Annotated in this window: 20 protein-coding genes and 3 tRNA genes; 10 read left to right on the forward strand and 13 right to left on the reverse strand. The window is 68.5% G+C overall.

Going from position 1 to position 19654, the window contains the following annotated elements:
- Positions 1 to 61 precede the first annotated feature (61 nt).
- The 3 genes from ACWDA7_RS37895 (at position 62) to ACWDA7_RS37905 (ending at position 2789) form a co-directional block, all read left to right on the forward strand.
- Positions 62 to 1246: an IS110 family transposase gene (locus tag ACWDA7_RS37895; RefSeq protein WP_450610677.1), complete on the forward strand. Its 1185-nt coding sequence runs from the start codon at positions 62 to 64 to the stop codon at positions 1244 to 1246.
- A 100-nt stretch (positions 1247 to 1346) separates the two neighbouring features.
- Positions 1347 to 1874, forward strand: a complete 528-nt coding sequence (locus tag ACWDA7_RS37900) for a DinB family protein (RefSeq protein WP_450610644.1) — start codon at positions 1347 to 1349, stop codon at positions 1872 to 1874.
- 468 nt (positions 1875 to 2342) lie between these two features.
- Complete coding sequence (locus tag ACWDA7_RS37905) at positions 2343 to 2789, forward strand: hypothetical protein (RefSeq protein WP_450610646.1); 447 nt, start codon at positions 2343 to 2345, stop codon at positions 2787 to 2789.
- A 279-nt stretch (positions 2790 to 3068) separates the two neighbouring features.
- On the opposite strand, the gene ACWDA7_RS37910 is transcribed toward ACWDA7_RS37905, so the two are convergent.
- The 4 genes from ACWDA7_RS37910 to ACWDA7_RS37925 form a co-directional block, all read right to left on the reverse strand.
- On the reverse strand, positions 3069 to 3257 hold the full coding sequence (locus tag ACWDA7_RS37910) for a GYD domain-containing protein (RefSeq protein WP_450610648.1): 189 nt from the start codon (positions 3255 to 3257) through the stop codon (positions 3069 to 3071).
- Between the two features lie 168 nt (positions 3258 to 3425).
- Entirely contained in the window at positions 3426 to 3902 is a 477-nt protein-coding gene (locus ACWDA7_RS37915; protein ID WP_450610650.1) for an SRPBCC family protein, read from the reverse strand.
- Positions 3903 to 4313: 411 nt separating this feature from the next.
- Entirely contained in the window at positions 4314 to 4667 is a 354-nt protein-coding gene (locus tag ACWDA7_RS37920; RefSeq protein ID WP_450610652.1) for a VOC family protein, read from the reverse strand.
- 88 nt (positions 4668 to 4755) lie between these two features.
- The gene (locus tag ACWDA7_RS37925) at positions 4756 to 5445 is read right to left on the reverse strand and encodes a type 1 glutamine amidotransferase domain-containing protein (RefSeq protein ID WP_450610654.1); all 690 of its coding nucleotides are present in this window, start codon (positions 5443 to 5445) and stop codon (positions 4756 to 4758) included.
- 340 nt (positions 5446 to 5785) lie between these two features.
- On the opposite strand from ACWDA7_RS37925, the gene ACWDA7_RS37930 reads away from it, so the two are divergent.
- On the forward strand, positions 5786 to 6334 hold the full coding sequence (locus tag ACWDA7_RS37930; RefSeq protein WP_450610679.1) for a hypothetical protein: 549 nt from the start codon (positions 5786 to 5788) through the stop codon (positions 6332 to 6334).
- 149 nt (positions 6335 to 6483) lie between these two features.
- Here ACWDA7_RS37930 and ACWDA7_RS37935 read toward each other — a convergent pair whose 3' ends face one another.
- On the reverse strand, positions 6484 to 6618 hold the full coding sequence (locus ACWDA7_RS37935; RefSeq protein WP_450610656.1) for a hypothetical protein: 135 nt from the start codon (positions 6616 to 6618) through the stop codon (positions 6484 to 6486).
- A gap of 361 nt (positions 6619 to 6979) precedes the next feature.
- On the opposite strand from ACWDA7_RS37935, the gene ACWDA7_RS37940 reads away from it, so the two are divergent.
- From ACWDA7_RS37940 to ACWDA7_RS37955, 4 genes are all read left to right on the forward strand, one after another.
- Positions 6980 to 7051 (forward strand) — tRNA-OTHER (locus tag ACWDA7_RS37940).
- An 8-nt stretch (positions 7052 to 7059) separates the two neighbouring features.
- Positions 7060 to 7131, forward strand: a tRNA-Asp gene (locus tag ACWDA7_RS37945).
- A 30-nt stretch (positions 7132 to 7161) separates the two neighbouring features.
- The gene (locus ACWDA7_RS37950) at positions 7162 to 8502 is read left to right on the forward strand and encodes an SDR family NAD(P)-dependent oxidoreductase (protein WP_450610658.1); all 1341 of its coding nucleotides are present in this window, start codon (positions 7162 to 7164) and stop codon (positions 8500 to 8502) included.
- The gene (locus tag ACWDA7_RS37955) at positions 8496 to 9701 is read left to right on the forward strand and encodes a ribonuclease inhibitor (RefSeq protein WP_450610660.1); all 1206 of its coding nucleotides are present in this window, start codon (positions 8496 to 8498) and stop codon (positions 9699 to 9701) included. Before ACWDA7_RS37950 ends, ACWDA7_RS37955 begins: the two co-directional genes overlap by 7 nt.
- A 60-nt stretch (positions 9702 to 9761) precedes the next feature.
- Here ACWDA7_RS37955 and ACWDA7_RS37960 read toward each other — a convergent pair whose 3' ends face one another.
- Complete coding sequence (locus ACWDA7_RS37960) at positions 9762 to 11588, reverse strand: AAA family ATPase (protein WP_450610662.1); 1827 nt, start codon at positions 11586 to 11588, stop codon at positions 9762 to 9764.
- The gene (locus ACWDA7_RS37965) at positions 11589 to 13004 is read right to left on the reverse strand and encodes a DUF2201 family putative metallopeptidase (RefSeq protein ID WP_450610664.1); all 1416 of its coding nucleotides are present in this window, start codon (positions 13002 to 13004) and stop codon (positions 11589 to 11591) included.
- 88 nt (positions 13005 to 13092) lie between these two features.
- On the opposite strand from ACWDA7_RS37965, the gene ACWDA7_RS37970 reads away from it, so the two are divergent.
- Positions 13093 to 13168, forward strand: a tRNA-Trp gene (locus ACWDA7_RS37970).
- 13 nt (positions 13169 to 13181) lie between these two features.
- Here ACWDA7_RS37970 and ACWDA7_RS37975 read toward each other — a convergent pair.
- Positions 13182 to 14024 (reverse strand): hypothetical protein, encoded by an 843-nt coding sequence (locus ACWDA7_RS37975; RefSeq protein WP_450610666.1) that lies wholly within the window; start codon positions 14022 to 14024, stop codon positions 13182 to 13184.
- Positions 14025 to 14248: 224 nt separating this feature from the next.
- Positions 14249 to 15151, reverse strand: coding sequence for an adhesin (locus ACWDA7_RS37980; protein WP_450610667.1), 903 nt, complete (start codon positions 15149 to 15151; stop codon positions 14249 to 14251).
- 606 nt (positions 15152 to 15757) lie between these two features.
- Between ACWDA7_RS37980 and ACWDA7_RS37985 the strand changes: the two genes are divergently transcribed.
- On the forward strand, positions 15758 to 16453 hold the full coding sequence (locus ACWDA7_RS37985) for an alpha/beta fold hydrolase (RefSeq protein ID WP_450610669.1): 696 nt from the start codon (positions 15758 to 15760) through the stop codon (positions 16451 to 16453).
- A gap of 92 nt (positions 16454 to 16545) precedes the next feature.
- On the opposite strand, the gene ACWDA7_RS37990 is transcribed toward ACWDA7_RS37985, so the two are convergent.
- The 4 genes from ACWDA7_RS37990 to ACWDA7_RS38005 all read right to left on the reverse strand — a co-directional run.
- The gene (locus tag ACWDA7_RS37990) at positions 16546 to 17868 is read right to left on the reverse strand and encodes a hypothetical protein (protein ID WP_450610671.1); all 1323 of its coding nucleotides are present in this window, start codon (positions 17866 to 17868) and stop codon (positions 16546 to 16548) included.
- A gap of 133 nt (positions 17869 to 18001) precedes the next feature.
- A complete protein-coding gene (locus ACWDA7_RS37995; protein ID WP_450610672.1) occupies positions 18002 to 18544 on the reverse strand; it encodes an HAD domain-containing protein in 543 nt (180 codons plus the stop codon).
- 297 nt (positions 18545 to 18841) lie between these two features.
- On the reverse strand, positions 18842 to 19396 hold the full coding sequence (locus tag ACWDA7_RS38000; protein ID WP_450610674.1) for a GNAT family N-acetyltransferase: 555 nt from the start codon (positions 19394 to 19396) through the stop codon (positions 18842 to 18844).
- 31 nt (positions 19397 to 19427) lie between these two features.
- Positions 19428 to 19654 (reverse strand): hypothetical protein (locus ACWDA7_RS38005; RefSeq protein WP_450610676.1); only part of this gene is annotated, 227 nt, incomplete at its 5' end.

Here is a 19654-nt window from a genome sequence, read left to right on the forward strand (position 1 = left end):
TTGCCTCAGCAACAAGTTGATCTATCAGGACGTCCCGTTGCGTCATTCACCAGGGCTTGACCTGCACCTCAACACTCAAACGCAACGGTGTTGGCATCACCATTGTGTGGTGATCAACGAGCGGGGCGAGCGGCTGCTGTCCCGCCGAGTCCTGAATGACGAGGCGGCCCTGCTAGAGCTGATTCGCGACGTCCTGGACATCGACCAGGAAGTGCTGTGGGCGGTGGACGTCAATCACGGCGGTGCTGCGCTGCTGATCGGTCTGCTGCTCAACCACGGCCAGCCCATGGCCTACCTCACTGGCCTGGCCGTCCACCGCGCGTCCGGCACCTACCGCGGTGAGGGCAAGACCGACGCCAAGGATGCCTTCGTCATCGCCGACCAGGCCCGCATGCGCCGCGACCTCGGCCTGCTGCGGCCCGGCGACGAGATAGCCGTCGACCTACGCATCCTCACCACCCGCCGCACCGACCTCGCAGACGACCGCACCCGCCAGATCAACCGGCTCCGCGCCCAACTGCTTGAGTTCTTCCCCGCGTTGGAACGCGCGCTGGACCTCACCAACAAGGGCACCGTCATTCTCCTGACGGGATACCAGACACCGGCCGCCATCCGCCGCGCCGGCGCGAAGCGCATCGAGACCTGGCTGCGTAATCGCAAGGTCCGAAGCGCCGCAGCCCTGGCCAACGCCGCCCTTGAGGCAGCGCAGGCCCAGCACACCGCACTGCCCGGCGAGACACTGGCCGCCGCCATGGCGGTCCGTCTCGCGAAGGCGGTGATGGCCCTCGACGAGGAGATCGCCGAACTCGATGCGCTCATCGAAGCCCGGTTTCGTGAGCACCCGCACGCCGACGTGATCTGCAGCCTGCCCGGAATGGGCACTCAGCTCGGTCCCGAGTTCATCGCTGCCACCGGCGGCCACATGACCGCCATCGCGAGCGCCGACCGTCTTGCGGGCTACGGAGGCGTGGCCCCCGCTGCCCGCGACTCCGGCCGCATCAGCGGCAACCACCACCGCCCGCGGCGCTACCACCGCGGCCTGTTGCGGGTGTTCTACCTGTCGGCGATGGCGAGCCTGAAATCCTGTCCAGCGTCGCGGACCTACTACGACCGCAAGCGCGCCGAGGGCAAGGGGCACAAGCAGGCCCTGATCGCGCTCGCACGGCGGAGAGTAAACGTCCTCTGGGCGATGATCCGTGACGGAGCGTGCTACCAACCTGCACCGAGTGTCGCACCTACGGTTTAACAACGGCATTGGGATGTTCTCTACGCTCAGTAATCGCAAAGGACGACCTGGCCCCGCTGCCATTTTGCCCGCTTGAACCCTGGCGGTGCAGGGTGGATCCATGACATGGACAGCACCACCGGTCGAGCGCACCAACCAGCTAGGTGACCTGGGTACCGTAACTGAGCGTCAGATGTTGGAGGGTTGGCTGAACTGGCACCGGGAAACGTTGCTGGCCAAGTGCGCCGGGCTTGAGTCGTCCCAATTGGCGCGGACGACCGTAGAGCCGTCGAACCTCACCCTCCTTGGCTTGGTCCGGCACATGGCGGAGGTAGAGCGATGGTGGTTCCGGCGAAGCTTCGCAGGTGAGGCTATCGGCGACGTCTTCACCGGCCCGTCAGATGGCAATGAGGGACTCGACGGAGTTCACGCAGCCGATGCGGAGAGAGACTTCGGATTGTTCCAGACCGAGGTCAAAGCGTGCGACGTGGCAACGGCCAGGCACGACCTCGACGAGACCATCACGTCCTCTCGCGGAGTTTCCCTCAGCCTGCGCTGGGTCTACGTGTTGATGATCCAGGAGTACGCCCGCCACAACGGCCACGCCGACTTCCTGCGGGAGCGGACCGATGGGGCAACGGGTGACTGAGCTTCTTCCTCAGACCAGTCCGGCAGCAGGTGCCCGGGAGATGGGATGAGCATCAGAACGGGCACGGGTCCCCGTGATCATGGAGTTCGTCGGCGCCGCCATGACTTCCCCCTTGCAGGCGACCGCCCGGCCCGGGCGGCAGGGATAGGTACGCAGAGCATGCCGGGCCCGCGCCCGTGAGAAGGCGTCGGACGCTGAGCACGTGACCGCCGCGCGCTCGGAGGAGGGACGGCTGCGCATGAGAGGGGCGTCCTGACATCCACAGATGACATCAACAGCAGCGGACGAGCCCGCATCGCGGCGACCGAGTATGGCCCCTGCGGCGTGGAGGGAAGGAGGCCCACCAGAGTCGAGACACGCACTGGATCGAACTTGTAAAGCGGGGGTCGTCGGCGGAGAGTGTCTTGAGGTGGCGGCGCGAACGGAGGCGATCGTGGATGCGCCTGAAACCGGACGAGGGTGAGTGGAGTGGAAGCCCTGCCGTTCGTTGACGAGCATCGGGTGCTCGTGTCTGCTCCGGCTTTCGTGGTTTGGAGTGCTCTGGCTGCGCAGATCCCGCAGTTCACCGGCTCCGGAACGTTCGTCCGCTTGCTGGGCGCTTCACCGAATCGGACCGCTGGCGAGCCTGTCACCACGGACGCGACGCTCCCAGGCTTCCGCGTAGCCGAAGCCGTCCCCGAACGCCGTCTCCGATTGATCGGACGTCACCACTTCTCCCGCTACCAGTTACTGCTCACCCTCGCCGAACACACCAGCGGGACGCTGCTCAGCGCTACGACGTATGCGGCGTTCCCGGGGCTGCATGGGCGAATCTATCGCTTGATCGTCATAGGCTCCCGCGTCCATCGCGTACTAGTGATCCGCCTTCTGCGCGACGTGCGCCGCCGGGCCGAAGAGGCGGCGAGCGGCGCATGACCATCTTGTCGGGCGTGGACTATTCGTGAACAAGTGGCGCCACGTGGACGAGCCACAGGCGGCGTGACCTACTCGAACGCTCGGGAGCCAAGCCCGCTCCAGATTCATGTGTGCTTCAAGTCGCTCCGCCGGGGTCGGTCTGTTCGGCATACTCAGGCGCCCGGACCGCGAGCGCAGGGGGTGGGCGATGTACGGTCGGAGCGATGAAGCATGGGATCAGTTGGCCAGTGCCGGCTTGAAGTTCCTCGTTGAGCGGGCACAGCTCCGCAAGGTCACGACCTACCAAGGTTCGTCCGGCGCCTCGACGATGGCCACATGGTCGTAGGGACCGACGGTCCAGTAGATACTCAGGTGCTGCGCTCCGAGCTTCTGTACCGCTGAACCGAAGGTCTCGGCGCGCCTCGCGATGTCCTCATAGTTGCGGACTCGTTGATCGGTCCAGCTCAGCAACGCGATGTCCGGCGGCATGTCCCTTCACCTTCACGAGGAGACACACCGCAAGGTCAAGCCTGGGCACCTGGGCCAGAAACTGCACGAGTTACGCACCCGAACGTGAAATTTCGAGCGCCCCCGGCAATCGAGAGCAGGCTGACGTCCACTCCGACATCAACGACATCCGATGCGCTGTACTGCTCCTCATCCGCTCCGGGTGCTCTGTCGAGCGCCACCGGCGCTGTTGCGATGCTCGCGCACCGCGATCCGGGCCAGCTTTGTCAGCATCATGCCGTTGCGGATCGAGACGATGTAGTCCACAGGGAGCCCGTGCATCCGGATGCCGGGACCCCGCAGGGGGTGCCAGTCGAGAACGAAAAGAGTGTTCTCACCCCAGGGGATCAAGTTCATGGCGATGCGGGCTGCGCCGAAGGGGTCTGCCTTCGCTTCCAGTTCCAGACGGCGTTCCGGCTCACAGATGCGTACGACACAGGTGTCGTCGAGGGCCAGTCGGCCGACGCCGACTCGGACTAGGAGGCGGGCGCCTACTTCTGGCCAGTGCGGGTCAGCGGCGATGACCTGTTGCGTTCCTGAGACCCATTCCCCGTAGCGATGGCCATTGGACAGCAGGCCCCAGACTCTCGACGGCGAGCTCAGGATCAACCGGAGGTTCCGGGCCACATCACCCACGCTCCCTCTGTCCGCTGCTCCTCGACACTAGCCGCCCCGGACACCTCCAGCATCCGCAACCGTGGTCAGGACAGGCACCCGCACGGCATCGTGCGCGCCCGGGTCAGCAGGCAGGGTCACAGCCCTGATCGGCGCTGCCCGTCCAACTGGCGCCGAGTTGTGCGCTCGTCCAACCAGGTGACGGCGGCGACCGTCCGAGCTCGGATGCCCCGGTCCCGGGCCGGCTGCCGGTTCGGCCTTAAATCGGCATCGAGATCATCGCCGCCTGGTCACCATCGGCAGTGACGCCGGTGTTCCCGTGACAGCCCGAAGAGGGCGGAGTGCGACATGGCCGCGTGGATCCGGCCGAGGCTCACATCTCGACAAGCCGGCCAGCACGTTACTGGCCGCGTGATGACACGGTCAGGCGGGCTGCCACAGCTCGATCCGATTGCCCTCAGGATCGGTGAACCAACCGAATCGACCGACACCCTCCATGTTTTGAGTCTCGTGAGCCACGTCCGCTCCCTTGGCGCGCAATTGCGCGAGCATCGCATCCAGGTCGCGGACTCGGAAGTTGAGCATGGTCTGCTGGGCTCGGGGCCCGAAGTAGTCGGTCTCGGACTCGAACGTCGCGAACACCGTCGCACCGGGTTCCTGATGCCACAGCCCGTTCTCATCGGCGTCCAGACCCAGGCAATCGCGATACCACGCGCTCAGGGCCCCCGGGGCGGTGGCCCGCATGAAGTATCCGCCGATTCCAAGCACACGTTCCATGCCGCCATCTTGCCAGGACGGCGATCGGGCGCGCGGGCACCACACCATCGCCCGCTTCACACCCCTGTCTCAATCGTGGGGGAAGTCGTCAGACAACCTTGAGCAGGCGTTCCGCCAAGACGGCTGCCGAGGCAGGGTTCTGTCCGGTGAACAGGTTGCGATCCACCACCGTGTAGGGCTTCCACATCTCGCCCTTGGTGAAATCGACGCCCATCTCGATGAGCTCGGTCTCGACCGTCCACCTCGCCCGTTGGGCGAGTCCCACCGCTTCCTCTTCCTCGTTCGTGAACGCAGTGACCCGGTAGCCGACGAACGGCGACTTGCCATGGATCCTGGTCGCCAGCAGGGCCGCCGGCGCATGGCAGACGATGGCGAGCGGCTTGCCGGAAGCGAGGGCCGCTGTCAGGAGCCGGCCCGCGTCGGCATCGAGGCACAGGTCCTCCATGGGCCCGTGGCCACCCGGAAGGTAGACGGCGTCGTAATCCTCCAGGCGGGCATCCGCCAGTTGGATCGGGCGCCGCAACACCTCCGCGGAGCGGATGATCGCCTCCAGATCGAGGGCGATCTGGGCGCTGCCGGCCATCTCGGGGCGCAGGCTCATCATGTCCACCGTCGGTACGACCCCGCGAGGGGTAGCGACGACGATCTCATGGCCGGCCTCGGTCAGCGCCTTGTACGGGGCCGCGAACTCTTCGGCCCAATAGCCCGTCGCGTGCCTGGTGCCATCTTTGAGCGTCCAATACGCTGTCCCGGTCATCACGAAAAGCAGCTTTGCCATTGGACAATCGCCTTCCCGTCCAGATCCGACATGGTTAGCGCATATCCCCCAGTCACAGCATGGTCTGTGCGCAAGTCATCCGCGAGGTGTGCGGTGCTGTTGAAAAGGAAAAGCGGACCTGACCTGCCATTCCCTTGAAAGAGGCGCTGTCTCGAGTACACCGCCACCTCGAGATCATCCAGGCCGCCACGAACCATGGACGATCGGACATGGCCCAGCCGTACGATCCCTATAGCGCGCTTCCCCCGGTGAAAATCCTCGCGCTGCGCAGCACGGACTTCGTCGGCGGTGAGATCTTGGGGGGCCCAGCGCAGCAGCCTGTTCGGCAGGCCGGGCCAGGATCGCTCGCTCCCCGCACCTGGCCTGGGACGGCCATCCGGCCGAGACGCTGAGCTTCGCGGTCACCTGCCACGACCCGGACGCGCTGACGGACAGCCGGGGGGAGGCAACCCTGCCTGGCTCGGCTTCCGGCCCGTGGCCCACGCCTGGAGCGAGCCATGCTCACGCCGGTCTTCGGGGTCCTCGCCTGAGCAGGACGACGGCAGGTGAAGCCCGGCTCGCCCCTGCGCGGCCCCCGGTCCTCGAGGATGGGGGCCAACGCGCGTTGTCAGCCACGACGGTGTCGTCAGGGTGCGTTCGATCCCGTGACGATCGGGCCGTTGTGGCGGGCGTCCACGGGGCCGGCGACGGGGAGGGTGGTGAAGAGGGTCAACGTGACACAGCAGGCAGCCAGAGCCAGAGCAGGAAGAAGCACCCGGGGGCGCCACGACGAGGTGCGAACGGGACGCTCGATCAGTCGGTGCTGCCCGCGCAGAGCAGGACGGACGCGCAGGCGACCACGGAGACCTTCGTTGTCTGGCTCCACTCCGGGTGGTTGACAGCGAGGTAGACCCATACGGGCCAGTGCCATAGGTAGAGCCCGTAACTGCAGTGCCCGATTCATAGGAGCGGGCGGGACGACAGTGTCTTTTGGAAGCGGGCTCCGTGCGCAGCGGAATCGATCAACGCGGCTGCTGCGAGCCCTGCCAGAGGCAGCCGTCAGGCGTAGAAGACGGCCGAGTCGATGGCTGCGGTGCACCACAACCAGCCCAGGACCACCACCGTCGGCCAAGAGAACCGGGAGAACAGGCCCGGGCGGAAGGCGATGGCGGCCCCAAAAATATAGTCCAGCAACTACAGGGGCGGAGTCAGTTGCCGGGAGGGAGCCCTTCGGGCGGCAACAAAAGCTCGTGCCCACGCTCTAGCTATTGCCATTGCCACCACCCGCTCTGGCGTGGCGGCGGCGAGGGCGAGCACGGCATGTGTGGTGCCTGCCCTCGGCCCGCTTGCGGTCATCGACCTGCGCCACGCCCGCCCCCAACGCCGCTGATCAGCATGTGGGAACGCCTCGAACAACCCCGCCGTGAATGTCTCCAGGCCCTTCCGGACTTCGGCAATTCCCTGGATGGCCTGCCATGACGACGCCGCCCGCGGTCGAACAGACATGCCCCTCCTGAATCCAACTGCGCAGGCTCTACTAGGATCTTGGGCGTGTCCGGACGTAGCGCAGAGGCAGGCGCACGCACTGCGTAGGCGAATCACGCCGGTTCGAATCCGGTCGTCCGGACGCGTCCGGGTCCCGTAGAGCAGAGGCAGACTCGCCGCCTTGTCAGGGCGGATACGCCGGTTCGAATCCGGCCGGGACCACGGTGCGGCACGGACACGGGGCGGGAACGGATGGGCGAGGCGACCGGCGAGACGATCAGCGAGGCCGAACTCGCGGTCTTCCACCAGGTGGTGGCGAAGCTGCGGGCGCTGCCCGTCGACGACCCGGTACGGCTGCGGGCCGAGCAGGTCGCGGCCTCCTTCGCGCGCGACGGCCGCCTCCGTCGGCGCAAGACCCGGGGCACCGAGGTGTCCGCGGCGGATGCCGCCACGATGGCCGCCACCGCGACCGGCGCCCCGGACCGGCGCGAGGACGCCCCGCTGGCCGTGCCCGGCAGTGGAGGAGTCTTCCGCAAGCCACGCCACTGTTATGTCTGCAAGTCGTCCTACCGACAGGTCGACACGTTCTATCACCGGCTGTGTCCTGACTGTGCCGCCGACAACTGGCGCCGCCGTGCCTTGAGCACCGACCTCTCCGACCGCCGCGCCCTGCTGACGGGCGGCCGGGTGAAGATAGGTTTCCAGCTGGCGCTGATGATGCTGCGGGACGGCGCCGAAGTGCTGGTCACCTCCCGCTTCCCGCACGACACCGCTCGCCGCTTCCGCGCCGCGCCCGGCAGTGAGGCATGGCTGGACAAGCTCACCGTCCTCGCCGTCGACCTGCGCGACCCGCGCCAGGTACTGGGCCTGTGTGAAGAACTGCGGCAGGAGCGGCGGCCGTTGGACATCCTCGTCAACAATGCGGCACAGACCCTGCGTCGGCCGCCCCACTCGTACGCGCTGCTGGCCGCCGGCGAGTACGACGCCCTGCCCGAGGGCGCCCGCCGGGCGCCCGGTTTCACCTCGATGCGGATGCTGCACGGCTCGGCCGCGTCCCTGCCTGCCGTGCTACGCGAGGCCGACGAGGCCGGGCTGCTGCCCGACCCGTCCTCCGAGAACTCCTGGTCGGCCCGGCTCGGCGCACTCGACCCCGCCGAGGTGCTCGAGACCCAACTAGTCAACGCCCTCGCTCCGGCGCTGCTCTGCGACCGGCTGCTGCCGCTCCTGCTCGCCTCCCCGCACGCGCGTCGCTACGTCGTGAACGTCACCGCCGTCGAAGGCAGGTTCGCCGTCCGCAACAAGACCTCCGGCCATCCGCACACCAACATGGCCAAGGGCGCGCTCAACATGCTCACCCGCACCAGCGCCGCCGAACTCGCCGAGCAGGGCGTCCATATGTGTGCCGTCGACACCGGCTGGATCACCGACGAGAACCCCGCCCCCAAGAAGGCCCGTATGACGGGCGCCGGGTTCCGCACTCCGCTGGACATCGTCGACGGCGCGGCCCGCGTCTACGACCCGATCGTACGCGGCGAGGCGGGCGACCCGGTCTCCGGCGTGTTCCTCAAGGACTACCAGGAGGCGGCGTGGTGACGGTGGACCCGACCGAGCCGGAGGCCGGCTTCGCGGGCGTGCCGTCCGTCGTGCCGCGTCCGGTGGCCGACCTCGCCCCTCTGCTGGACTGGCTTCGCGCGGGCCGCCCGGCAGGGGAGCGCCTGGACTTCACGGCCGGTACGGCACTGCCCGACGGCCGGCTCGACCTGTGCAAGCAGGCGCTGGGCGCCGAGGGCGCCGCACTGGTCGCCGAGGCTCTCGGTCAGGGCCCTTCCCCGGTACGGCACCTGCTGCTCGGCACGGACGCTCTCGGCGACGAGGGCGCCGTCGCGGTGGCCGGGAGCGGCGCGGAGGTCGATACGCTCTACCTCGGCTGCAACGGCATCACCGCGGGCGGTGCCTGCCGCATCGCCGACCAGCTCCGCGCCTCGCCGCAGGTCGTCACCGGCGTGTGGCTCAAACGGAATCCGCTCGGCAGCGCCGGAGGCAGCGCGGCGGCCGCACTCATCGACTCCGCACGGTCGTTGCGCACCCTTGACCTGGTCCAGACCGGTCTCGACCCGGCCGATGCCGCCGCACTCGGGGATGCTCTCCTGGTCGCCGCCGGCAACGGCCGCCGCATCGAGCGGCTCTTCGTCGGCGGCAACCCGCTGGAAGAGGCCGGGGCGCGGGTGCTCGCCGCGGTGATCGCCGAGAGCGCGGTGGACGAGCTGTACGTGTCCGCCGCCCGGTTGGGCGACGCGGGCGCCCTCGGGCTCGTCGCCGCGCTGGAGCGGGCGCCGTACGGGCGGCTGACGCGCCTGTCAGTCGCGAGCAACGGCATCGGACCGCAGGCCGCCGCCCGGCTGGTCACGGCAGCCACCGCGGCCGGAGTCACCCTGCTGGACCTCGGCCGGGTCCGCGCGGCGGCCGTGCTCGGCGCGGCCGACAACCACGTCGACCTGGCGGCCGCCGAAGGGATCGCCGAAGCCCTTGCCACCGCCGAGCACCGCCTCGCCCACCTGGTCCTCAGCCACACCGGGATGCGCAGCCGCGAGGCCCATCGCCTCCTCGACGCCGCGCCCCGCGCCGCCATGGCCACGCGCTTCGTACTCGGCCCCGGCATCGCCGGCAGCATCAAACGCCGCCTCGCCGCCCTCAGCGCCCACATCCCGGCACCCGCCGTCCCGCCCGACGTGGCCGCCGTCCGCAGCGTCCACCGGACGGCGCCGCCGCAGGACGCCGACACCAGCGCGTAGCGGGTCGACGCACAGCGGCTCGGCGCACCGGACGGGACCGGCGCCGTGACGTCCGGCTGCTCAGCGCTTCCGCATCCCCATGAACACCTCCGTCCAGAACCGCTGCTGCTTCTCCGATACCCCCACCAGATAGGTGGCCCGCAGCTTCGCCGGCAGCAGGGCCACCAGCCGGGTCACCGCGGCGCGGTGCTTCTTCAGCTGGGACAGCTCCGCGTTGGCGAGGATCTGGTGGACGACATCACTGTCGTCACCGCCCTCCGCGGACTGCTCGGCGGCCCGCCGCAGCCGGGCCTCCCACGCGTCCACGTCGCGGGCCAGTTCCCGCAGACCGGTCACGGGGCGGCCGCGCAGGCGGTCGATCAGCGCGGTGAGCGGCACCGGCGCGTACTCCCCGTCGCCGAGGTAGACGGTCGCCATCTCCAGCGGCAGCCCGCGCCGGTGCAGCTTGATCAGCCGCTCCAGGGTCCGCTTGGTGATCCAGGCGCGGCCCTCCTCGTCGATGTCGTGCTTCCACCACTCCAGCACTGTCTCGGCGTCCGCGCCGTACCGGGCGATCAGCCACTCGTTGGCCGGGATGTCCTCCGGCTCCACCTCCAGCGAGGCCGTGAACCGGGTCGCCTGCGCGATGTTGTTCCGCGACACCAGCAGCTTGCGGCCCAGATGGTACGGCGGATTCTGCACTGCTATCTGCGCCCGCAGGTTCTCGATCGGCCGTCCGGCCAACGACCACTCCTGGGTGATCTCCATCAGCTTGGCGAACGCCGCCTTGTCCTTGGGCCGGTTGTACTCGTCCCACACGATCGCCTTGGGCTCGGGCCCGGTGAACTTCGAGGCGAGCAGGTTGTCCAGCGTGCCGTCCGGCGAGGGCACCGGAGCGCAGAGGTCCTCCACGTTCGTCACCGGTAGCGAGAAGTACAGCGCGTCCCGGCCCAGGCCTTCACGGACCGTCTCCCGCACCAGCTCCGTCTTTCCGCAGCCGGGCGGGCCCTGCAGCAGCACCGTCCAGCGGTTGCGCAGCGCCGCCCGCAGCACCCGCCGCACAGGGTCCGGAATCCGCGCCGGGTCGGGCACACCGACGGCTCGTGCGATGCGGTCCAGGATCTCGGTCGTGCGGTTCTGGCCTGGCCGGCCGTCCTGGCTCGGTTCGGCCAGCCGCAGCCGCTCGCCGTCCACCAGGGGCAGCCCCCACCGCAGCGGGAAGCCCTCGCGCGCGTTGGCGATGACGTGGTCGAGCGTGCGCGGCGAAAGGAGCTCGCGTAGCCCCGGCGGCAGCGACGCCCACAGCGCGAACACCTCCTTCAGGTCCCACGGGCGGTACTTGGCCGCCAGATGGCTCCGCCAAGAGGTGTCGTTCGCGGTGATCCGCATCGTCACCATGCGGTCCAGTAGCGCCAGATCGCTGCGCCGGGTCGAGGTCTCGGCCAACGACTCGTTGTCCGTGAGGAAGACGCCGATGCAGCCCAGCGCCCGCAGATCATGCTCGCCGAGCGTCCAGTTGCAGGCGATCTGCATCAGCTGCGACTGGATCGTGTCGCCCGCCTGCAGCGAGTCGTCGATGAGCAGCACGAAGGGCCGGCCTGGCTTGAGCTGGCTCATCACCAGCTGGCGCAGCACCAGTTCGCCCGTGTGCGGATCCCGCACCGGCGCGTTGACCAGCAGGTCGTCGGGCGTCAGGTTCGCCGCCGGGACGTACACCAGCGTGGCGTCGGGGTGGGCACGGGCGATATGCGAGAAGAACGTCGCCGTCTTGCCGATGCCGTGCTCGCCGAAGATCTGCCCCGTCTGGCCCAGGTCGATCATCGCGTCGATGAAATCCTCCAGACGCGAGGGGGCATCGGGCCGACGCCGGTCGAGGCGGGCCGTCGACTCCGGTGTCTCAGTGCTCATTTACCGCGATCCTGTCGTGACGCGATGGCAGTCCATCGCCGGTGTGTGCGTCTCAGGCCACTCGTTGCCGCCCTGCGTGATCAGCCAGATCCACTTCTCCGGCTCGGCGGGGGTGATCGGCGCCGCGTATCCGTCGGTGAGCACGACGACCGCGTCCGGGGTGACGTCGAACCGGCGGCCGTTCACCTCGGTGCGGCCCTCGACGTAGTCCGCGACCACCTGAAAGCTGGTGCCGCCCCCGCCGTAGACCCGCGCCCCCGGCCGGAACGGCATCACCACGGCGTCGAAGGACAGCCAGTGCGCCTCGACGCCGTCGATCCGGCCGACCAGCTCGGTCAGCCACCGGATGACGTGGTCAGGCATCGATCCGGAGGTGTCGTAGGCAATGACGAGGATCTTCTCCCGCACCGAGCCTCGGCGCGCGAGCAGCGGGTCCTGGCCGAGGGCCATGAGCAGGGCGCCCCGCTTCTTCGGGTACACCAGCCGCTCGCTGTCGCGCAGTTTCGAGCCGAGCACGTCAACCAGCCAGCGCTGCCACCAGTCGACCGTCCGCGTGCGCGCGGTCTCGCCGCGCAGCATCCCCGCACCCAGGTTCCCCCAGATACGCGCCGCCCTCGCGGAGCCCTCCTCCGTACGGCCCATCAGATCCAGCAGCTCCCGCTCCGCGCCGGCGTGCCCGCGACGTGCCGCCAGCAGGGAGTTGAGCAGGGCCGAGGAGGTCACCTGATCGACGGTCTCCTGGTCCAGCGGTACGCCTACGTCGTCCGACGCGCCCAGATGCACGCACAGCCGACGCTCCGGCATCGGCGGGTGATGCATCCGCTTCAGCTCGCCGTACACCCGCATGTCCGTCTCGGTGAACGCCTCGTACGCCACCGGCTCCAGCCCGTGGGCCGTCAGGTCCGCGACATAGGCGTCGTGCGCCTGCCGCGGGTCGACACCCGTGGGCCGCCCGTCGAGCAGGGGCAGTTCCTCGTGCTCCAGCCGGACCAGCGCCACGTGGTTGATGGACACCTCGGCGGCCAGCTCGAAAACCGGGTCGGCGCGCAGCTCGGGCTCGGCGAACAGATGCCGATGCACGAGGTGGCGCGCCTCGTGGAACAACACGAACTTCACGCCGTCCAGGCCGAGTCCGACAAAGAAGTCCGGGTGGTACAGCAGCAGGCAGGTGCCGTCCCCCGAGGCCACCACGGCGGCCGTGTCCACCGCCGTCGTCGGGATCTGATGACGGCACTTGGCGTACAGCCACGACGCCACCGCGGACTCCTTCAGCCCGAAGTCCAGCAGCGCGGCCTCCTTCAGCCGCCGCGCCTCGGCGACGACGTCGGAATCCGCCGGACGGTACCGCTCCAGCGCCCTGCGGTCGGCCAGTTCCACCACCGGAGCGCGCAGCCGCCCCCCATCCCCGTACGCCATGTGCTCTCCCCCGTGGTGCAGGTCCCCCGGGTTCCATTGGTACCAGCTGCCACTGACAGCGAGCCAAGGCATTACGCTCGGCGGCAAGGCGGGGTCGTAGCGCAGAGGCAGTCGCACCGGTCTCCAAAACCGGACCACGCTGGTTCGAATCCAGCCGCCCCGCCCCTCACCCACCGGTCAGGCGATGGCGCCCGCGGTCGCGATCAACTCGGGGGCGGTGCCGTAAAAGGTGCCCATCAGCCGTGCCAGAACCGCCCACGCCTCCTCGCGGTCGCCCAAGTGGTCCCGGACGAACGGGCGCAGAGCGTCCCTGGCGGCTTGGATCCGCGCCGGGAAGAGCAAGGGACCGAGGGACAGCACGTCCAGGACGCGGACCGCTGGGCCGTGCGCAGTCGCATACTCCGCGGGTCCGTCGAGGACACCCGCCTGCCGCACCCGATGGGTGAACCTGGGGTGCGAGCCGAACTGCGCGCGCAGCGCGGGCGGGCAGTCCGGGCGTACGGACAGCGCCCAGCGCGCGTAACCAGGCAGCGGGTGCTGGGTGTCCGCCTCGGTGACCGTCCGCCAGTCCTCGCGGGTCAGGACCATGGACGCGGCCTCGCGTCCCCTGCCCATGGAGTCGGCCTGGCGCAGCGCGCCGACGAGGCCGAGGCGCTGGTAGCTCTCCGGGACTTTGGGCTCCTCGGTTTGCAGCACGCGGTTCACGGGGACGGACTGCGCGCGGCCGGGACCGAACGGCACTCCGCGGGCGACGGCCCGGCGCAGACCGGTGTCGGTGGCGATGTGCCGCCACACCACCGCGTTGAGGTTCGGGTCGTCCTCCTCCAGGATCCACAGCGCCACGGAGGCCGGCAGTCCCTCCCGCGCCCAGGTCCAGGCACGTTCCAGCCGCAGCCGGGCAGCCGAGATGTCCTCTGGTCCGGGCAGTCCGATGCGCGCCCGAACCCGGGCGGCGGTCTCCTCGTCGGTGAGGCCGAGCAGAAACCCGGCCGCCCGTTCCGCGGCGCTGTTGTCAGACATGAGGGCATGATGCCGCAGGCCAAGGCAGCCCCGCACCGAGGAATCGACCTTGTGTACGACTCTTGCGGCGTGCCTCCGGCCCGGTCCCGGCCCAAAGGTGTGCAGAGACCTGCGCCGCTTGCTCCTCGAGGCCATCCAGCCAGCGGCCAGTCCCTGTCACTGATGCCCCCACTCGACTTCTCGCACCATTGGATCCTTGGCAGCCCGCAAGTCCGGCGCGGCTCTCAGGACCCACCCTGGCAAGTGATCTTCATCTGGGCCGCCGCATGATGGGCGTACGTCGGGCCGTTGTCGTCCCAGTCCTGGCCACGGTCGAACATCCGCACCGCGATACGGCCGTCCTTCAGACGGTACGTGCCCGCGTTGACGAGCGTGCCCCGGTTCGCCCGCTGATCGACCTGGAAGGTGGCGTACGCACTGGTCTCATCTCGCGGGTCGGAAAGCACACGGTACGTCGTCGGGTCGCCGCCCACATCTCGGCTGTCACCGGTGGGTACGAAGACGCCGATCGCGCACGTGCTGTATGCACGGTCCACCGACCACCACCACAGCGCCCCGTTGTCGTGGTCCTGCGTCCGGCTGCCCGACATGGGCACGGCGGCGTAGGAGCCGTCGCATGAACCGCCGTCGTAGCCGCCGTGGTCAACGGTGTACCAGCCGTCGATGCCGTCGGAGTAGCGGCCGTACTCGGCGTAGCCGCCGTATGCCCCAGAGGCACAGCCGTGTCCGACCCAGGCCGAGTAGTGGGCGGGTTCCGGCTTGGGGTCGGCGCCGGAGTTCTGGGTGCCGCTCGGCTCGGCGGAGTGAGAATGGGTGGGGGTGGGGGTGGAAGTGGAGGACGCCGAGGAGCCGGAGGAAGTCGGTTCCGGCAGCGCCGGGTCGTCCGTGGGCAGGATCAGGCTCGGGTTCGACACGTGACGTGTCCCCGCGCCGGCTCCCCCGCTCCGCGTCGTCCCCGCATCGGAGGAGAGGGACGATGTGACGAGCGGAACCCCGGCGCCGACCACCCCGGACAACAAAATCAGGGCGCCCAGCGCGACGCCTGCCTTGTGCGGACGCGACAGCGCCTTCCAGCGGCCGTAGGGCGTCTCGCGGACTATCCACGGATCCCGGCTCTGCTTCCTCATTCGGCCGAACCCGCAGGAGCATGGAGTTCCTGGGAGCGTGTCTCCATTCCCGCCGCACCGCTCACATGCCATCGAAGGTCCCTCTGGTCTGAACTAACCAGGCGATCAAGGTTTTTCGAGGGGGACCACTATGCACGAGGTCACCATGCAGAGGTAGTGGTCTGCCATGACGAGGAAGACAAAGGCGCATCAGGCGAGTCGATCCGAGGGGAATGAGACGAAGTGAGCAACCTTCGGCGTGGCGGGTGACCGGCCTCCCGCCAACACCTCGTTGACACGCTCGTCCCAATCCGCGTCGGCGGGCACCGTCCGCATGGGCACGAGGAGTTGGGCCAAAGTCCGAGCCCTGAGAGCACCGGTGCTTCCTCGCGGGCCGAGTTACTGCCGTCGCTCCTGGCCTCTGCAGATGACTCGCCTCGTCCACAGGCCACTTGCCCCTCGTGGCGTAGCCGACAGGACCGACCGTCAGCAGCCATCGACGCGGTCAGCCATTGAAGTTCGGGGCCAGGTCGTGGGGTTGAGGAGCCGGACCGCTGACCCGGGATGGTGGTTCGCCGCCGGTGAACGCCGATCCTGCGACAAGGTCTTTCTGTATACCCTCCCTACATGGTTGATCAGCACTCGGTCGATGTGGGAGGAATCCGGCTGGCCTATCAGGTGTCGGGTCCGCCGGATGCGCCGCCGCTGGTCCTGTTGCACGCGCTGGGCGAGGACGCGACCGACTGGGAACCGGTATTGCCCGTCCTCGCACGTTACCGACGCGTGTATGCCCCCGACCTTCGAGGGCATGGCAGCAGCACCTGGCCGGGGGAATACTCGCTCGAACTCATGCGAGCCGATGTGCTCCGGTTCCTCAACGCGCTGGACTTGGCCCGAGTGGAGGTGATCGGGCATTCCATGGGCGGGATTGTGGCCTACCTGCTCGCGGCGGACCATCCACAGCGAGTGAGCCGGCTCGTCCTGGAGGACGTTTCGATTCCACGTCCCCGGAAACCGAGTACCCCGACGAGGCCGGACGGCGATCTGACTTTCGACTGGAACATGGTGCTGGCCGTCAGGCGTCAGATCGACGTGCCTGACCCCAGATGGCTGGAGCAGCTCAGCAAGATCACCACCGGGACCCTCGTGGTGGCCGGCGGTCCAGGCAGCCATGTGTCTCAGGACGGCGTCGCCGAGCTGGCCGACCGTATCCCCGACGGGCAGATGGTCACCATCCCGGTCGGGCACCTGATCCACCGTGCAGCGCCGGAGGCATTCGCAGAGGCGGTTGTGGCGTTCCTGCTGACGGAGAAGAACGCCTGACCGGCCTGCCGAGCCTGAGCGCACGGCCACAACCCATTGCGGGGTGGCACGGGTGCCGACCGCCCTGGTCGGCACCCGCCTGACGAACGGCGTCAGCGGCGCCAGATCACAGCGGAAGTGGTGTTCGCGTCGAGGGTCACATCGCCGCTCCAGGTCAGGAACGACTGCTGGGGACGGTAGTCCTGGCCGAGGAAGAAGCCCCGGTTGATGCCGGTGACGTGCACCGTGGCGCCCGTGTCGGTGCCGACGACCACTCGATGGACGCTCACCTCGGCGATGTCGTCGGCCTTGGTGCCGGCCGGCAGCTCGACCGTCGTGGCCGCCGGGAGGTCGCGGCTGATCGACCAGGTCGGATCGACGTGGTGGGACAGGTAGATGGTCTGGCCGGAGGCGAGGCGCACACCGAGCGAGACTCCGACCCAGGACGCACCCGTATTGGCCGGCTCAGTGCTCTTCTTGACCACCGCATACAGGTAGTTGCGCTGGTCGCTCATGTCCGGCGTGAACTGCGTGGACGCCGACGGAGCCTCGACCTTGTGCTCGCGAAGCATCTCCTTGGCCATGATCTCGTAGGTCCACGGGTTGATGTCCATCAGGCACTCACGAGGCTGGCCGGCCGGCAGCGTCTGGAGAGTCGAGAGGAAGAAGCGCATCGGGTCGTCGACGACGTCGCACATGTTGTTGTTCGACGTGCAGGTCTCCAGCAGGGCGTGATCGCCCTCGTACTTGCCACTGAAGTGCAGCGTCTCATGGTTGGGGGCCTGGTACGTGTCGCTGCCCGCAACCCGGCTGCCGTGCTCGTCGACCTCGACGGAGTAGATCCACTCGATGTCGGTTGTGCGACCCCAACGAGCCATCAGCGCTGGGGTGTTCGTCCCGCCGTCCTCGTTGCTCCAGACGACCGAGTAGGTGAGGATCTGGTGACCGGGAGTGGCTGCCGGGGCGATCTCATGCCATGCGATGAGTGGCGCGTCGGTCGTCGCGTTCTGGTACGGGCTGCCGAGGTCGGTGAGGCTGCGCCCGTAGACGACCGGTGCGTAGCGCAGCACCAGATACTCGTGGCTGTCAGGGGCGTAAGTCGTGACCCGCAATGAATCCACAAGGGCGGAGGTGGCGGCCGCCGGGGAGCGCTCGTCGGAGAAATGCAGGCGCAGGATGTGCACGCCCGCCTTGAGGTGACCGAGCGCCAGCTGCCGGTGAAGGGGCTGCCCGCCGGAGACGACAAGGTCGGTGGCGTAGTGTCGGTCGACGGAAATGGAGACCACCGCCGACTCGGCACCCGCCACGGCCCAGTCGGTGCCCGGCGCCCCGGCGTTCAGGTCGATGACGGCCTCGCCTGATCTCGCAACGACGACCGGCACCCGGACATCCGGGTGATCCCGGCGGACCTGGATGTGTCTGGACCACGTGCTCACGCACCGCCATCGTCCCTCACATAAAGTTACGAGTCAGATGGCGATGCCCACGGCGCGTTACGCAGGCGGGGCATCACGGCTGGGGTACAGCGGAAAGGGCGTGCCGGCACGGACCGTTGAGGTGCGCCCTCACCTACTGACTCCCCGCTGCCACGACGCCGTTTGACTCCACAGTCCGGAGCCAGCCGGCAAGCGCGACGAAGTCATCGTCGGTGAGGCCGTCCTTCGGATCTACGCGGTGAAGCAGCGATGGTTCTGGGTGCTGTGCCGCGACCCACAGGCGGTCCATGGCGGTGATCTCGTCGTCGACCCAGACAAACGGTCGGTGGCCGGCCCATTCGACCAGGCGGCGGGTCTTCCAGTGCAGGCCGCGCGGGCCGTCGTCGTCGGACGGCTCCGGCCACTCCACCACAGGCAGCCGCGGTAGCCCGATCCGCGGGGCGACGAACACGTTCGCGTCGTCCATCCATGTCGAGGCCCACACCAGGTGGCACCCCAGCGCCATCAGGCGCGGCCCCACCGTGGGGTCGAGCCGCTCCAAGAGGGGATTTTCCTGATCAGGGAGCTTCTCTGAGCCGGGAGTAGCGGCCTGTAGCCGACTGGGCGACGACCCGAACGGGATCAGTGGTCCGTCTACGTCCAGGAACAGGAGAGTGCGCTCCGCTGAACCGGTCATATGGGCACGATAGCTGTGTGAGGCCGCAGAGGCGGCCACGGGCTTCCATTCACCATGGGACCGTGAATCCTCACCGCCGCACCGGATGGAAGGTGTCCTGCTCCGTCGTGCCCAGTCGTGCCGATCGTACGGGGAACCACGCGCAACCAAGGTGGCGAGCGGGCACAGCGCCAGGCACCAGTACCCCCTGACCGTCTCTCCTGGTCGGGCGCCGTTTCGCGTGGCGGCAGGGGCGGATTTTGAACCCACGCAGGCCAGCGCCACGCCGGCTTTCAAGGCCCTGTGCGACTGACTCGTCTACTGAGAGCCCGCCGTCACGCGCCCCCGGGAGGTCCATTCGTCGGCGAGGAGGCCAAGGACGACTTCATCTTTGAATTCGCCACACACCCAGGCCGCGCGCCGCAGCGTGCCCTCGATGACGAACCCCGCACTACTCGCAGCCGCGATCATCGCTGCGTTGTCGGCCAGCGTCTCCACCTGCAGTCGCTGCATACCGCGTACCACGAAGCCGTACTCGCACAGTGTGTGGACGAGGTCCGAGCCGAGCCCACGCCCCCGGAAGGAGGGGAGCAAGGAGAGCCCCAGGTGCGCCGCCCTGTTGTGCGTGTCGATGCCCCACAACGCTGCCGCACCGGCCAGGTTCTGCGTTTGGAGCTCCACCACCGAGAACGAGGCCGCCTCCTCCGACAGCTCAGTGACCGCAAAAGGTGAGTCGGTTCCGGCGGCTATCGGCCGCCAAGGACGAGGATCGGTACCTGACCGGACCGCCACGTCGTCGTAGAGCTCCTTGTGAAGGACTGCCACGTCCGCCTCGTACCGGGCCCGCAGCCCGATCTCTTTACCGCGTATCACCTGGTATGAGTACCGCACACCCAGGTGCCGATCAAGGGATTTCTGGACCGCCGCCGAGCACAAAGGCGACGACGTCCACCACGCCATGCTCGGCATCGCCCGCCTGCGCAACCTCACGCTCACCGGATGACAGCCGTCCGGGAAACGGATGGGCCGCCGTCACGCGGAACGCCGGCCTGGGCAGGTGCCGCAAATGCCGCAGGTCCGCGGGGGGCGGGTGGGCCGCCGTCCCCGGGGGGTGTGGCTCCGGGTGGTGTA

Source organism: Streptomyces sp. NPDC001156, from assembly GCF_053598275.1.